We start from the raw sequence: 13968 nt of genomic DNA on the forward strand, positions 1-13968 counted from the left end.
ACGGTCTCGTCGTGTGCTGCGCCCCTCACCCGGATTGCTGCGCAATCCGACCTCTCCCCGCTGGGGAGAGGTGAGCATCCCGCCGCCCCTCAGGGAAATGCCAGTCGGCCGCTCTGGAGCAACCACATCACGCTCGTCAGCGTGACGACGGACGCAAAAGTCCCGAGCAGCACGGCGACGGAGGCGGATTCGATCCAGGCATCGTTCTGCCGGGCGATCACGAACACGTTCAGCGCCGGCGGCAGCGAGGCCATCAGCACCGCGGTCGCGGCCCAAGGCTGCGCGAACGGGCCGAATGCCAGCATCAGGCCGAACGCCATGAGTGGATGGATCAGGAGCTTGACCGCGATCACGCCCGGCACTTCCCAGGGCACGCGATCGAACGGGCGCAGCGCCACCGTCACGCCGAGCACGAACAGCGCGGTCGGAGCCGCCGCGTTCTGGAGGAAGGTGATGGTGCGGTCGAGCGCGACCGGCAACTCGATATGCAGCGCCGCGACCGCCGCGCCAAAGCAGGCCGACATGATCAGCGGGTTGAGCACGATCTGCTTCAGCACGACGCCGAAGGCGTGCACCAGCGAGGGATGGTCGCGGTCGGAAAGCTCGATCAGGAGCGGCACGATCGTGAACAGGAAGATGCTGTCGCAGCAGAAGATCAGTGCCGTGGGGGCCGAGGCCTTCGCTCCGAGCACGGCAAGCGCCAGCCCCGGTCCCATGTAGCCGATATTGCCGTAGCCGCCGGACAGGCCGGCGAGCGTCGCCTCGCGCAGCGACAGCCGGCCGAGAACCTTGCCGAGGACGAGCGCGAGGGTGAACGCCGCAACCGTCGACAGCGTGGTCGCAACCAGGAACGGCGGGTTGTTCAGCTCCGAAAACGGCGTCTTCGACATGATCGCAAACAGCAGCGCCGGCAGCGACACGTAGAGCAGGAAGAAGTTCATCCAGGCCAGGCCCGATTCCGGCAACGACTTGACCTTGCCGCAGGCAAAACCGACGAAGATCAGGCCAAAATAAGGTAGGGCCAGATTGAGGATATCGACCATTGATGAAGTGTTTTCTGAGGACCTGGGGGCTATCCGCCCCTTAAGCGAAGGTTAATTCCAATTCAGGCCACTAGCATCGGCCACAATCCTGGTCTATCGACGGGGAATGATTAAAGCGCGGACCGCCAAATTCCAGATCGGACAGGTCGTGCGCCACCGGATCTTCTCGTTCCGGGGCGTGATCTTCGACATCGATCCGGAATTCAACAACACCGAGGAATGGTGGCTGTCGATCCCCGAGGAGGCGCGGCCCCACAAGGATCAGCCGTTCTATCACCTGCTCGCAGAGAACGCTGAGTCGGAATACGTTGCCTATGTCTCCGAGCAGAACCTGCTGCCGGACGAATCCGGCGAGCCGATCCGTCATTCCCAGGTCGCCGAGATCTTCATCAAGGACAAGGGCGGCGGATATCGCCCGCGCAATCCCTCACTGAACTGATCTTCGCCGCGACACAACGGGTCAGAAAAAAGGCGCTCGAACCGAGCGCCTTTTTCACGTCCGGGATTTGGTCCCGATTACTTCTGAGCGGTCGGAGGTGCGCCAGGCGCACCATTCTGCTGCTCGAGCTTCTTGCGCTGCTCGTCGGCCTTCTTCTGAAGCTCTTCCTGGAGCTTCTTCTGGGTCTCCTCGAACACCTTCGGGTCGGTCGGCGGACCGTCATAGGCCTTCTGGAATTCGCCGGCGAGCGGCAGCGGCAAGGTCAGCGGTGCGCCGTTGGCGTTGATCGCCTGCACCACGAGGTTCTGGCCCTTCTTCATGTTGGCGAGAAGCTCGGGCGTCGCCTCGTAGTCCGACATGCAGCCGTTCTGGAAGCAGATCACATAGGGGCTCTGCAGCGGCGCATTGCTGTCGACGATGATACGGGTGCCGTGCACGAGCTGCATGCCGAGCGGCAGCGTCACGCGCAGGATCTTCTTGGGCTCGCCTTCCGGCTCGATGATCACAGCCGCGATGACCGGCTGACCCGATTCGATGCGGCCGTCCTTGCCGGTGAAGCAGACCTGCTTGGCGTTGGCGTCCTGGCCCTTGAGGCAGAACTTGGTCCAGGGGGCGTAGATCAGCTGGATCTGCTGATCCGCCGGCTGAGCCGCGCCCTGCTGCGCCGGAGCGCCTTGAGCGGGGGCCTGCTGAGCCTGGGGCATCTGGGCGGGCGCCGGAGCCTTGGGGGCAGCCTTCGGTGCGGCTTTCGGCGCCGGAGCCGCCTTGGGCGCGCCGGGGGCCGGCGCTGGGGTCTGCGCCTCAGCGGCAAAAGGAACGGCCAACGCCGTCGCCGTCAACAGGGCGAGAAGTCGCCCGCGCGGCCGGACGGACGCGGCCAAGTAACGTAAATTCATTGCGGAAAACCCTTTCTGAACGGGAAGTGCCCGAACCGCTCCGAAGCGCCGAACCTGGCCGCCTTGGGCGCGGCTCTCTCCCCGTCAATTGAGGCGGTTAAGTGACGGGCTCGGCGTACTTGCGCGATTGCCCGCCTTCATAGCGTGGCCGACGAAAAGATCAATGCCGACAACCATCTTTGACCGCATCCGGGCCTGACCTCCGTGAAATTCCCTGTGATAGGATTCAGTCCCGCCGCTCCTCGAATCAACGTGTGCCGATGTTCATGTTCCAGCGCCTTTTCGAGGGCCCCGGCGTCCGCCTCGCGTTTGTCTTCACGTTTGGCCTGGCCGTGGCGCTGTCGGCCAGCGGGGCGCAGGCCGGGGAAGCCCATGCCATCGCCATGCACGGCAAGCCGGCGCTTCCTGCCGATTTCACCCACATGCCCTACGTTAATCCAGACGCGCCCAAGGGCGGGCGGCTGACCTGGGGCATGCTCGGCACCTTTGACAGCCTGAATCCGTTCATCGTCAAGGGACTGGCCGTGCAGCAGATCCGGAGCTACGTGGTCGAGAGCCTGCTGGCGCGCGGCAATGACGAGCCGTTCACGCTCTATGGCCTGCTCGCCAAATCGGTCGAGACCGACGACGAGCGGACCTTCGTCACCTTCCGCCTCGATACCCGCGCCCGCTTCTCCGACGGCAAGCCGGTGCGCGCCGAGGACGTGCTGTTCTCCTGGCAGCTCCTGCGCGACCACGGCCGCCCGAACCACCGGCAGTATTATTCCAAGGTCACCAAGCTCGAGGCGCTCGATCCCCTCACCGTTCGCTTCGACCTCACCGGCGCCAACGACCGGGAGTTGCCGCTGATCCTCGGCTTGATGCCGATCCTGCCGAAGCACGCGGTCGATGTCGCAACCTTCGAGGAGACGACGCTGGCGGGCCCGATCGGCTCGGGTCCTTATCGCGTGACGGCGGTGAGGCCCGGCGCCAGCGTGACATTAACTCGCAATCCCGACTATTGGGGCCGCGACCTGCCGATCAATCGCGGGCTCTATAATTTCGACGAGATCCGGCTCGACTATTTTCGCGAGGCCAACGGCCAATTCGAAGCCTTCAAGCGCGGCCTCTATGATTTCCGCGTCGAGAACGAGCCGCTCCGCTGGCACGATGGCTACGATTTTCCTGCGGCGAAAAGCGGCGAGGTGATCCGCGACACCATCAAGCCGGGCATGCCGCAGCCCTCGGAATTCCTGGTGTTCAACACAAGGCGTTCGATCTTCGCCGACATCCGCGTGCGCCAGGCGCTGACGCTCTTGTTCGACTTCGAGCTCATCAATCGCAACTACTTCTTCGGGCTTTATTCGCGCGTGGCCGGCTATTTCGCCGGCTCGGACCTGTCGGCCTATGGCCATCCTGCCGATGCGCGCGAGCGCGAACTGCTACGGCCCTTTGCAGCGCAGATCCCGCCCGACATCCTGGACGGCAGCTACCGTCTGCCGATGACCGACGGCTCGGGGCGCGACCGAACGACGCTCCGCGCCGCGCTGAAACTTCTGTCCGAAGCCGGCTACGATCTCGACGGCACCGTGCTGCGCAACCGCGCCACCAAGGCCCCCTTCACTTTCGAGATTTTGGTGACGACCCGCGATCAGGAACGCATCGCGCTCGCCTTCCAGCGCGATCTCAAGCGGGCCGGCATCGCGCCGACCGTGCGCTCGGTCGATCCAGTGCAGTTCGACCAGCGCCGGCTCGCCTACGAATTCGACATGATCCAGAACCGCTGGGACCAATCGCTGTCGCCCGGCAATGAGCAATATTTCTACTGGGGCAGCGCCGCCGCCGACAATCCGGGCACCCGCAACTACATGGGCGCCAAAGATCCGGCGGTCGATGCCATGATCGCAGCCCTGCTCGAGGCCCGTGATCATACGGACTTCGTCTCGGCGGTGCGGGCGCTCGACAGGGCTTTGATCGCCGGCTTCTACACAATCCCCCTGTTTAACGTATCGGAGCAATGGATCGCGCGCTGGAATCGGATAGAACGGCCAAAGGCAACCGCGCTGTCCGGCTACCTTCCGGAGAGCTGGTGGTCGAAGGGTGAGCCTAAAGCCAGTCAAGCGAAGTGACGCCGTGAACCAGCCAGCCGTATCGCCGACGCTCGACACGCTGTTCCAGCGCACGCTGTCCCGGCAGCCCCACGCTTTGGCCCTGCTTGATCCCCTCAACAAGGCCCGCGTGACCGGCCATCAGCCACGGCGGCTAACCTATGCAGAGGCCGACACCGCCATCGAAGCGCTGTCGGCGTATTTCGTCGAATCGGGCCTGCCGGCCAATTCGGTCATCGCGATCCAGCTGCCCAACACGGTCGAGTTCGTGCTCACGGTGCTCGCCGCCCATCGCGCCGGCCTCGTGGTCGCCGTGCTGCCGCTGCTCTGGCGCCATGCGGAACTAACCGCTGCGCTGAACCGCACCGCGGCGCGCGCCATCGTCACCATGAGCAAGGTCGACGGCGTCAACTATTCCGACCTCGCCATGCACGCCGCGGCCGAGGCCTTCTCGATCCGCCATGTCTGCGGCTTCGGCACCGACCTGCCCGAAGGCATGGCCTCGCTCGACGAGGTGATGGCGCGCCCGCCCGGGACCACTCGGGCCGTGATCCAGGACGGCCGCAAGGCGGCGATGATCTCGTTCGACGTCACCGCGGAGGGCTTTCGCCCGGTGCCGCGGCCGCATTTCAGCCTGATCGCCGGCGGCCTTGCGATGTCGCTGGAAGCGGACATCAAGCAGGGTGCGACGGTGATGACCGCGTTCGCGCCGATGTCGTTCGCGGGCCTCGCGTCCTCGCTTGCGGTGTGGCTGCTCTGCGGCGGCACACTGGCGCTGCATCATCCCTTCGAGATCGACGTGCTGGAGCAGCAGATCAACGAGCATGAGTGCCAGGTGCTGATTGCGCCCGCGCAGCTCGCCCTGCGGCTCGGCGATTCCGATCTCGCCGCGCGGATGCCGACCTTGCGCAACATCATCGGCCTGTGGCGCGCGCCCGAGCAGGTGGCGGCGAGCGAAGCCTGGATCGCACCGCATGCGCCGCTTACGGACGTCTATCTGTTCGGCGAGGCCGGATTGTTCGGCGCCCGGCGCGGCAAGGATGGCATGCCGGTGGCGGTGATGCCCGGGCCGCACGGCGCACCGCGCGAGCAGTCGGGCTCCCCGATCGGCGGCGAGATCCTGCTGACGCCGAAGGGCACGCTCGGCCTGCGCGGGCCGATGGTGCCGATCGCAGCCTACGCCCCGCCGCAGCCCGTCGACACCCTGACGGCCCAGCCGCCGCGCGACTATGTCGACACCGGCTATGCCGCGCGGATCGACCGTCCCACCGGTGCGATCTGCATCACCGCGCCGCCCTCCGGCATCATGGCCGTTGGCGGCTACCGCTTCCTCTCCAACGATCTCCAGGAATGGGCGCGCCGGCTCGGCCAGGGCGCGCTGCTGACCGCCCTGCCCGACCGGCTCTCTGGTCACCGGCTGGCTGGCCGGGCCCAGGACAATGCCCGCGCTCGCGAGGCGCTCAGCGAACTCGGTCTTAACCCCCTGATGGTCGAGGCTTTTCGCGACCGTTCCGGGCCGGCTTGAGCGCAGTTTCGGCAGATGCGTTGACGCTGCATTAAGGCGGCCAAACTAGATTGCGCAGCATCGATTGCGCGATCAGAGTTTGCGATGTCCCAAGCCGGTCCGATCCTGTTTGTGTCTGATGCCGAGCGGCCGGCCTTCATTGCGGCGCTGGACGAGGCGCGGCTCTTTCCCCTCGTCGACAGCGATTGGGCCAGCGCTGCGCGCGCCGTCCAGGAGATGCAGCCGGCCGCGGTTCTCGCCGCGATGCGCGGCGGACACGAGCCGCATATCGCCGCGCTCGCGAAAGAGATCGCCGACCAATCGCTGTACCTGCCGCTGGTCGCGCTGGACCCGCAAGGTAGGCTGCCCCACAACGCCCTGCCCTTCTCTTCGCAAGGCGGCAATCCGGACCGCCTGGTCGCGCGGCTCCGCGCTGCACTCCGCGTGCGGACCCTGCATGCAACGGTGCTGCGCCGGCTGCCGGAAGTGAAAGTCGCGCTGCCGGAGGCCGATCCCGCGCGCGATGCCACCGTGCTTCTGATCGGTCGCGGCGCGGCCTATCCCGCGTTCTCCGTCGCGCTTGGCGAACGCGTCGGCGTCATCGGCGCGCTCTCGATCGAGGCTGCGGCAAAGCATCTCAATACCCGCCACATCGACGGCGTCGTGCTTGCCGAAGGATTTACCCCGCGCGTCGCTGACGCCTTTCTCACGGTGCTCGCCGAGGACACCCGCTTCCGCAGCCTGCCCGTGATCCTCACCGCGCACCAGCTCACGCAGACCTACGACATGCCCAATCTCGAGCTGATCCCTGGCGAGGCGGCGAAAGTCGCCGCCAATGCGCTGCCCTTGATCCGCCAGCACGCCATGGAAGCGCAACTGAGCCGCACGCTGCGCTCGATCGACGCCGGCGGCTTGCTTGACCCGCGCAGCGGCCTGCTCACGCCGGAAGCGTTCGCCCGTGATTTGGCAAGAGCGGTGGAGCAGACGCTCGCCCGCGGCGGTGGCCTGTCTGTGGCGCGCTTCGCCTTCGATCCCGGCAATCCGCGCGCTCAGTTGGATGCCGCCCGGATCCTGAGCCGGTTGATGCGGCAGATGGATTTCGGCGCCGCGCAGAAGGACGGCTCGGTGATCGTCGTGTTCGCGGAAACCGACTTCCGCACCGCGCACATGATCGCCCGCCGCCTCTCCGCAGTGATGCGGCACACCTCGAACGGCAAGCACGAGATGCGCAGCGATCCCGTCGTCAGCGTGGATTCGCTGTCGCCGTCGGATACGGCGCGGTCACTGCTCGGGCGGTTGTCCGCCGAGGCACCGCGCGCGGCGTCGTAGTTTTCTCGCGCGCTGCCGCAACAATCGCCCGTCATTGTGAGCAAAGCGAAACAGTCCAGACTGTGTCTCGCGGATAGATTCTGGATTGCTTCGTTCGCTCGCAATAACGAAGGTGAGGTGACAGGCCGCCCCTACGCCGCCTTCTTGCTCTGCGCGAGTTGCGCCAGCTGGCGCATGATCTCGGTGGTGCCGGCCAGCCGCTCTTCGGGGGTCTCCCAGTCCTGGAAGAACACCACCTTCATGTCGGGCCGCACCTTCGCGGCCTGACCGTGGCTGCGGATGAACGTGACCAGGCGATCGGGATGGGAAAAGGAGTTGTCGCGGAAGGCGATGACGGCGCCCTTCGGACCGGCATCGATCTTCCCGACATTGGCCTGGCGGCAGAACGCCTTGATCGCGGCGACCTTGAACAGGTAGCGAACCTCGTCCGGCAGCACACCGAAACGATCGCGCATCTCGGCACCAAAGTTCTCGATCTCCTCCTCGCTGTCGAGATCGGCGAGGCGCCGGTAGAGCGACAGCCGCACCGAGAGGTCGCTGACATAGTCCTCCGGAATCAGCACGGGCATGCCGATCGTGATCGTGGGCGACCAGCGGTCGGCGGCAGGCTCGGAGACGCCGGCCTTGAGGTTGACGATCGCCTCTTCCAGCATCGACTGGTAAAGCTCGAAGCCGACCTCCTTGATGTGGCCGGACTGCTGCTCGCCCAGGATGTTGCCCGCGCCGCGGATGTCGAGGTCGTGCGAGGCGAGCTGGAAGCCGGCGCCCAGCGTTTCCAGCGATTGCAGCACGGTGAGCCGGCGCTCGGCCTGCGCGGTAATCTTCTGCTGTGTCGGCAGCGTGAACAGCGCATAGGCGCGCAGCTTGGAGCGGCCAACGCGGCCGCGGAGCTGGTAGAGCTGGGCGAGGCCGAACATGTCGGCGCGGTGCACGATCAGCGTGTTGGCGTTGGGAATGTCGAGGCCGGATTCCACGATGGTGGTCGAGAGCAGGATGTCGAACTTGCCGTCGTAGAACGCCGTCATGATGTCCTCGATCACGGCGGGCGGCATCTGGCCGTGCGCGACCGCGACCTTCATCTCCGGCACGTTCTTGTCGAGGAAATCCTTGACCTCGGCGAGGTCGTCGATGCGTGGCACCACGTAGAACGCCTGGCCGCCGCGATAGCGCTCGCGCAGCAGCGCCTCGCGGATCATCAGGAGATCATGCGGGGCTACGAAGGTGCGCACTGCAAGGCGATCGACCGGAGGCGAGGCAATGATCGAGAGTTCGCGCACGCCGGTCAGCGCCAGTTGCAGGGTGCGCGGGATCGGCGTCGCCGACAGCGTCAGCACATGCACCTCGGCACGGAGTGCCTTCAGCCGCTCCTTGTGGCTGACGCCAAAGTGCTGTTCTTCGTCGACGATGAGCAGGCCGAGATCGCGGAACTTGATCGCCTTGCCGAGCAGTGCGTGGGTACCCACAACGATGTCGACCGCGCCATCGGCGATGCCCTTCTTGACCTCATTGAGCTGCTTGGTGGGGACCAGGCGCGAGGCCTGCGCGACCTGCACGGGAAAGCCTTTGAAGCGCTCGGTAAACGTCCTGTAGTGCTGGCGCGCGAGCAGCGTGGTCGGCACCACGACCGCGACCTGCTTGCCTTCGAGCGCCACCGCAAATGCCGCGCGCAACGCCACCTCGGTCTTGCCGAAGCCGACGTCGCCGCAGATCAGCCGGTCCATCGGGCGGCCCTTTTCGAGATCCTTCAGCGTAGACTCGATCGCTCCCAGCTGGTCCTCGGTCTCGTCATAGGGGAAGCGCGCGCAGAATTCGTCATAGACGCCCGGCTGCACCGGCAGCTTTGGCGCTTCGTGCAAATGGCGTTCGGCGGCGATCTTGATCAGTTCGCCCGCGATCTCGCGGATGCGGTTCTTAAGTTTCGCCTTGCGGGTCTGCCAGCCTGAGCCACCGAGGCGGTCGAGCTCGACCGTGGTCTGGTCGGAGCCGTAGCGCGACAGCAGCTCGATGTTCTCGACGGGCAAAAACAGCTTGGTCTCGGCGGCATAATGCAGCTCGAGGCAATCATGCGGCGCCCCGGCGACGTCGAGCGTCTGCAGCCCAATGAAGCGGCCGATGCCGTGATCGACGTGGACGACGATGTCCCCGGCCGCGAGGCTCGTGATCTCCGAGATGAAATTGTCGAGCTTGCGGCTGGCCTTGCGCGGCCGTACCAGGCGGTCGCCAAGGATGTCCTGCTCGCTGATGAGCGCAATCTCGTCGGTCTCAAAGCCACTTTCGAGGCCGAGCACGGCAAGCATGGTCTCGTTGCGCGGGGTCGCCTGCACCGTGCGCCAGCTGTTGACGCTGGTCACAGGGGTAAGCTTGTGGTCGCGCAGCATCGAAATCATGCGGTCGCGCGAGCCCTCGGTCCAGAGCACGATGACCACCTTCTTCCGGCTGGACAGCAGTCCATGCACATGCGCGACCACCGCCTCGAACACGTTGACCTTGGTATCGTTGCGCTCCGGCGCGAAGTCGCGGCCCTTGCGCGCGCCGGCATCGACAACCGTGGTGCCATCGGCCGGCACCGAAAACTGCGTGAGCCGCGCCAGAGGAACGTCGGCAAGCCGTTTGCTCCACTCCTCTTCGGTCAGGTAGAGCCGGTCCGGCGGCAGCGGCTTGTAGATGGCACCGCCGCCCGGATGCTCCATCGCATCGCGGCGGGCCTGGTAGTAGTCGAGGATCTGCTTGAAGCGCTCGCGCACTGCGTCCTCGGCCTGCGGCTCGATGGCAACGGCTGCGCCTTGCAGATAATCGAACAGCGTGTCCATCCGGTCCTGGAACAGCGGCAGCCAGTGCTCCATGCCGGGATGGCGGCGGCCCCCGCTGACCGCCTCGTAGAGCGCATCGTCGCGCTCGGGCGCGCCGAACTCCGCGACATAGCCCATTCGGAAGCGGCGGATAGTGTCGGTGACGAGCTGGAATTCTGAGACCGGCACGAGGTCGAGCGAGCGCATATCAAGCATCGTGCGCTGGGTCTCGGCATCGAATGAGCGGATCGATTCCAGGCTGTCGCCGAAGAAGTCGAAACGCACCGGCTGGTCGAGGCCTGCAGGAAACAAATCGAGGATGCCGCCGCGCACGGCATATTCGCCGGGCTCGCGCACGGTAGAGGAGCGGTTGTAGCCGTTGTGCTCGAGCCAGGCGACGATGGTGTCCATCGGCACGACATTGCCGGGCGCGACCGACAGCGCCTGCGCCGCGACGAGATCGCGCGAGGGCACGCGCTGCACGACGGCGTTCACCGTCGTCAGCACGATCAGCGGCTTGTCGCTGCCGGTGAGGGAGGCGAGCCGCGCCAGCGTGGTCAGGCGCTGGGCGAGAATCCCGCCATGGGGCGAGACGCGGTCATAGGGCTGACAGTCCCACGCCGGGAACTGGAGCACCGGCAGATCGGGCGCGAAGAATTGCAGCGCGCGTTCGAGCTGCTGCATCCTCGGCCCATCGCGGCAGACGACAGCGAGGCTGACCGCGGGCTTCTTCGGCCGGGCGGCGATGGCGCGCGCGAGATCGGAGATGACGAGGCCTTCGGCGCCCTCGGCGACGTTGGCAAGCGTCAGCGCGCGGCCCGGCGTGAGCAGCTCGGCCGGCGACTTCGACGGCTGTTTCATACGTTGACGTCCGCGATCGGAAACGCCTTGATGCGGTCAAACAGCGCGCCGGCGACATCAGCCGGCAGCACCTTGTCGCCGGTGACGGCGGCATAGAGATCGGGATCGTTGACGTCGAGCAGCCCTTCGAGCTGCGTCAGCTCGTCATCGGACAAATTGCCGATCTCGGCGTCCGCGAAGCGGCCGAGGATCAGGTCCATCTCGCGCGTGCCGCGATGCCAGCAGCGGAACAGAAGCCGCTTGCGGCGATCGTCCAGCCCGTTGCTCGATCGTGTCGTTCCCGTCATGTCTCGTTTCCAGTTAAACGCGAAAAGCCCGGACGTGCCGGGCCGGGGTGATATAGCCACTCGGACCGCCGGTGTCAGCCTTTTGTTGCGGCAGTTCTGGCCCACGTTTCCTGTCTTCGTTCCTCATGGGCCGCCGCCCGCGCCGGAGCCACGAAAAAAGACGTGGATGCCCGGCATAAAGCCGGGCATGACGGGCGGAAACGACCTTAGATTCGCCTGATGCGCCCGAGCCTGCTCAACCCGCTGTTTGCTGCCGTGACCACCCTGCCCGGCGTCGGTCCGAAGCAGGACAAGCTGCTGCGCTACCTGCTCAGCCGCGATGAGACACCGCGGCTGGTCGATTTGCTGCTGCATCTGCCGAGCCAGGTCATCGATCGCCGGGCACGGCCGAAGATCCGCGACGCCGTCCAGGGAACCATGGTGACGCTGGAGGTCACCGTCGACCGCCACCGGCCGCCGCCACCGCGCAATGCGCGCGCGCCCTATCTGGTCTACGCCAGCGACGACACCGGCGACGTCGTGCTGACCTTCTTCCGCGCCAAGCCCGGCTACGTCGAGAAGCTGCTGCCGATCGGCGAGAAGCGCTTCGTCTCCGGCACCCTGCAGATGTACGACGGCATCCCGCAGATCGTGCATCCCGACCGCGTGCTCGACGAAGAGGCCATCGCGAAGCTCTCGGGCATCGATCCGGTCTATCCGCTGACGCAAGGGCTGGCGCTGGGCTCGCTCCGCCGCGCGGTCGCACAGGCGCTGCAAAAGCTGCCGGCCCTGCCGGAGTGGATCAGCCCGGAGGTGCTGCGCCGTTGCAATTTTCCGCCGATCGCCGAGGCACTCACCCGCGTGCACCAACCGGTCGAGCTCACGGATATTTTGCCTGATCAACGCTTTTGGTCGCGGCTCGCGTTCGACGAATTGCTGGCCGGACAGCTCGCGCTCGCCCTGATCCGCGCCCAGTTGCGCCGGCCTGCCGGCGTGCGCAATGCCGGCGACGGGCATCTTCGCAACAAGATCATCGACGTCCTGCCCTATGCGCTGACATCCTCCCAGCGCGACGCGGCGGCGGCAATCGCAAGCGACCTTCAACAGCCCGTGCGCATGCTGCGCCTGCTTCAGGGCGACGTCGGCTCCGGCAAGACCGTGGTGGCACTGCTCGCTGCCGCCGCCGTCACCGAGGTCGGCAAGCAGGCGGCCCTGATGGCGCCGACCGAAATCCTGGCGCGCCAGCACATCAAGACCATCGCGCCGCTGGCCGAACGCGCCGGGATACGGGTCGCGATCCTCACCGGCCGCGAAAAGGGCAAGGAGCGGCGCGAGATCCTCGCCCGGCTCGCCGGGGGCGAGATCGACCTGCTCGTCGGCACCCACGCCCTGATCCAGGACGACGTGATTTTCAACGACCTTGCGCTCGCCATCGTCGACGAGCAGCACCGTTTTGGCGTGCGCGAACGGCTGGCCCTGACTTCGAAAGGCGAAGCCGTCGACGTGCTGGTGCTGAGCGCAACGCCGATCCCGCGCACGCTGGTGCTGACTTATTTCGGCGACATGGACATCAGCGAGCTACGGGAGAAGCCGGCTGGCCGCCAGCCGATTGAAACCCGCACCATCTCGATGAGCCGTCTCGGCGAGGTCACGGACAGCATCGGCCGCGCGTTGCAGGCGGACAAACTCGTTTACTGGATCTGCCCACTAGTCGAAGAATCCGAGGCCGAAGGCACCGAGCACCTCACCAATGCGACAAAGCGCTTTGAAAGCTTGCAAAGGCATTTCGGCGAGCGCGTCGGCCTGGTCCACGGCCAGATGAAGGGCGCGGAAAAGGACCGCGTGATGGGCCAGTTCGCCGCCCACGAGATCGGGCTGTTGGTCGCGACCACCGTGGTCGAGGTCGGCGTCGACGTGCCGGCCGCGACCATCATGGTGATCGAGAACGCCGAGCGCTTTGGGCTCGCCCAACTCCACCAATTGCGCGGCCGCATCGGGCGCGGCTCGGAAGCATCCACCTGCCTGCTGCTCTACTCCGAGCCACTCGGCGAGATGTCGAAGGCGCGGCTGAAAGTGATCCGCGAGACCACCGACGGCTTTCGCATCGCCGAGGAGGATTTGAAGCTGCGCGGCGAAGGCGACGTGCTCGGCGTGCGCCAGAGCGGCCTGCCCGGCTACCGCATCGCGCGCTCGGAGGTGCATGCCCAGCTGATCACCCAGGCCCGCGACGAGGCGCTGCGCATCATGAAGGACGATCCGAAGCTGAAAAGCCAGCGCGGTGAAGCGTTAAGATGCCTGCTGTATTTGTATGAACGCGACGAGGCTATCCCGCTGATCGGGGCGGGTTAGGCGTAGCCGGGCGCTGCTGCCGCAAAGATCGTGACGGATGGATTCGCGCCGTCTCCTCCCCGTCATTGCGAGCGCAGCGGTCGCGGTAGGGACGCTCATTGCTGAGCGCCCCCGCACAGATCCGTACGTGCGGCTTTCCCGCATACGGCTCCCACCTCGGGTGAGTGACGGCGAAGCGTGCTCGCGGCCAAGGATGACGGATGTTGGGCCTGGGGAGGCAGTCACAGGCGAGGCGACTGATCGTCTCCCACCTCATGCCATCGGTCTGGCTGCGGCGCCGGAGCGTGCGTCTCCAGAGTTCGATGACGAAGAAGCGGAAGGCGCTGAGCGCCCGACTGTTGGTCGGCACCGCATGGTCGTTGAAGTAGCCGGTGACGACCTGCCGCAGCCATTTACCCTGTTCGA

At 66.0% G+C, this 13968-nt stretch carries 9 protein-coding genes; 5 read left to right on the forward strand and 4 right to left on the reverse strand.

Going from position 1 to position 13968, the window contains the following annotated elements; genetic code table 11:
• Nucleotides 1-89: 89 nt before the first annotated feature.
• The gene (locus IVA82_RS41675) at nt 90-1043 is read right to left on the reverse strand and encodes an AEC family transporter (protein ID WP_247389225.1); all 954 of its coding nucleotides are present in this window, start codon (nt 1041-1043) and stop codon (nt 90-92) included.
• 106 nt (nt 1044-1149) lie between these two features.
• Here IVA82_RS41675 and hspQ point away from each other — a divergent pair, with 106 nt between their 5' ends.
• Nucleotides 1150-1482 carry a heat shock protein HspQ gene (gene hspQ / locus IVA82_RS41680; protein WP_148741532.1) on the forward strand — a complete coding sequence of 111 codons (333 nt, stop codon included), beginning with the start codon at nt 1150-1152 and terminating at the stop codon, nt 1480-1482.
• A gap of 77 nt (nt 1483-1559) precedes the next feature.
• Here hspQ and IVA82_RS41685 read toward each other — a convergent pair whose 3' ends face one another.
• Nucleotides 1560-2378, reverse strand: a complete 819-nt coding sequence (locus IVA82_RS41685) for an invasion associated locus B family protein (RefSeq protein ID WP_247389224.1) — start codon at nt 2376-2378, stop codon at nt 1560-1562.
• Between the two features lie 260 nt (nt 2379-2638).
• On the opposite strand from IVA82_RS41685, the gene IVA82_RS41690 reads away from it, so the two are divergent.
• From IVA82_RS41690 to IVA82_RS41700, 3 genes are all read left to right on the forward strand, one after another.
• Nucleotides 2639-4486 (forward strand): extracellular solute-binding protein, encoded by a 1848-nt coding sequence (locus tag IVA82_RS41690; RefSeq protein WP_247389243.1) that lies wholly within the window; start codon nt 2639-2641, stop codon nt 4484-4486.
• A 4-nt stretch (nt 4487-4490) separates the two neighbouring features.
• Complete coding sequence (locus IVA82_RS41695; protein WP_247389223.1) at nt 4491-5990, forward strand: class I adenylate-forming enzyme family protein; 1500 nt, start codon at nt 4491-4493, stop codon at nt 5988-5990.
• Between the two features lie 84 nt (nt 5991-6074).
• Complete coding sequence (locus tag IVA82_RS41700; protein ID WP_247389222.1) at nt 6075-7298, forward strand: GGDEF domain-containing protein; 1224 nt, start codon at nt 6075-6077, stop codon at nt 7296-7298.
• Nucleotides 7299-7429: 131 nt separating this feature from the next.
• Here the strand turns inward: IVA82_RS41700 and mfd are convergent, their stop codons facing one another.
• Both mfd and IVA82_RS41710 read right to left on the reverse strand, forming a co-directional pair.
• Complete coding sequence (gene mfd / locus IVA82_RS41705) at nt 7430-10948, reverse strand: transcription-repair coupling factor (RefSeq protein ID WP_247389221.1); 3519 nt, start codon at nt 10946-10948, stop codon at nt 7430-7432.
• Nucleotides 10945-11235, reverse strand: a complete 291-nt coding sequence (locus IVA82_RS41710; RefSeq protein WP_247389220.1) for a succinate dehydrogenase assembly factor 2 — start codon at nt 11233-11235, stop codon at nt 10945-10947. The genes mfd and IVA82_RS41710 overlap by 4 nt, the downstream gene beginning before the upstream one ends.
• Nucleotides 11236-11454: 219 nt before the next feature.
• Between IVA82_RS41710 and recG the strand changes: the two genes are divergently transcribed.
• Entirely contained in the window at nt 11455-13563 is a 2109-nt protein-coding gene (gene recG, locus IVA82_RS41715; RefSeq protein WP_247389219.1) for an ATP-dependent DNA helicase RecG, read from the forward strand.
• The last annotated feature ends 405 nt before the right edge of the window (nt 13564-13968 follow it).

It is taken from the genome of Bradyrhizobium sp. 142 (assembly GCF_023074015.1).
Classification (GTDB): domain Bacteria; phylum Pseudomonadota; class Alphaproteobacteria; order Rhizobiales; family Xanthobacteraceae; genus Bradyrhizobium.

What these genes read in the sequence shown, in the direction of transcription:
- IVA82_RS41700 (WP_247389222.1), top strand. Translation starts at nt 6,075, where the DNA reads ATGTCCCAAGCCGGTCCGATCCTGTTTGTGTCTGATGCCGAGCGGCCG.
- IVA82_RS41690 (WP_247389243.1), top strand. Translation starts at nt 2,639, where the DNA reads ATGTTCATGTTCCAGCGCCTTTTCGAGGGCCCCGGCGTCCGCCTCGCG.
- mfd (WP_247389221.1), bottom strand. Translation starts at nt 10,948, where the DNA reads ATGAAACAGCCGTCGAAGTCGCCGGCCGAGCTGCTCACGCCGGGCCGC.
- hspQ (WP_148741532.1), top strand. Translation starts at nt 1,150, where the DNA reads ATGATTAAAGCGCGGACCGCCAAATTCCAGATCGGACAGGTCGTGCGC.
- recG (WP_247389219.1), top strand. Translation starts at nt 11,455, where the DNA reads ATGCGCCCGAGCCTGCTCAACCCGCTGTTTGCTGCCGTGACCACCCTG.
- IVA82_RS41685 (WP_247389224.1), bottom strand. Translation starts at nt 2,378, where the DNA reads ATGAATTTACGTTACTTGGCCGCGTCCGTCCGGCCGCGCGGGCGACTT.
- IVA82_RS41675 (WP_247389225.1), bottom strand. Translation starts at nt 1,043, where the DNA reads ATGGTCGATATCCTCAATCTGGCCCTACCTTATTTTGGCCTGATCTTC.
- IVA82_RS41710 (WP_247389220.1), bottom strand. Translation starts at nt 11,235, where the DNA reads ATGACGGGAACGACACGATCGAGCAACGGGCTGGACGATCGCCGCAAG.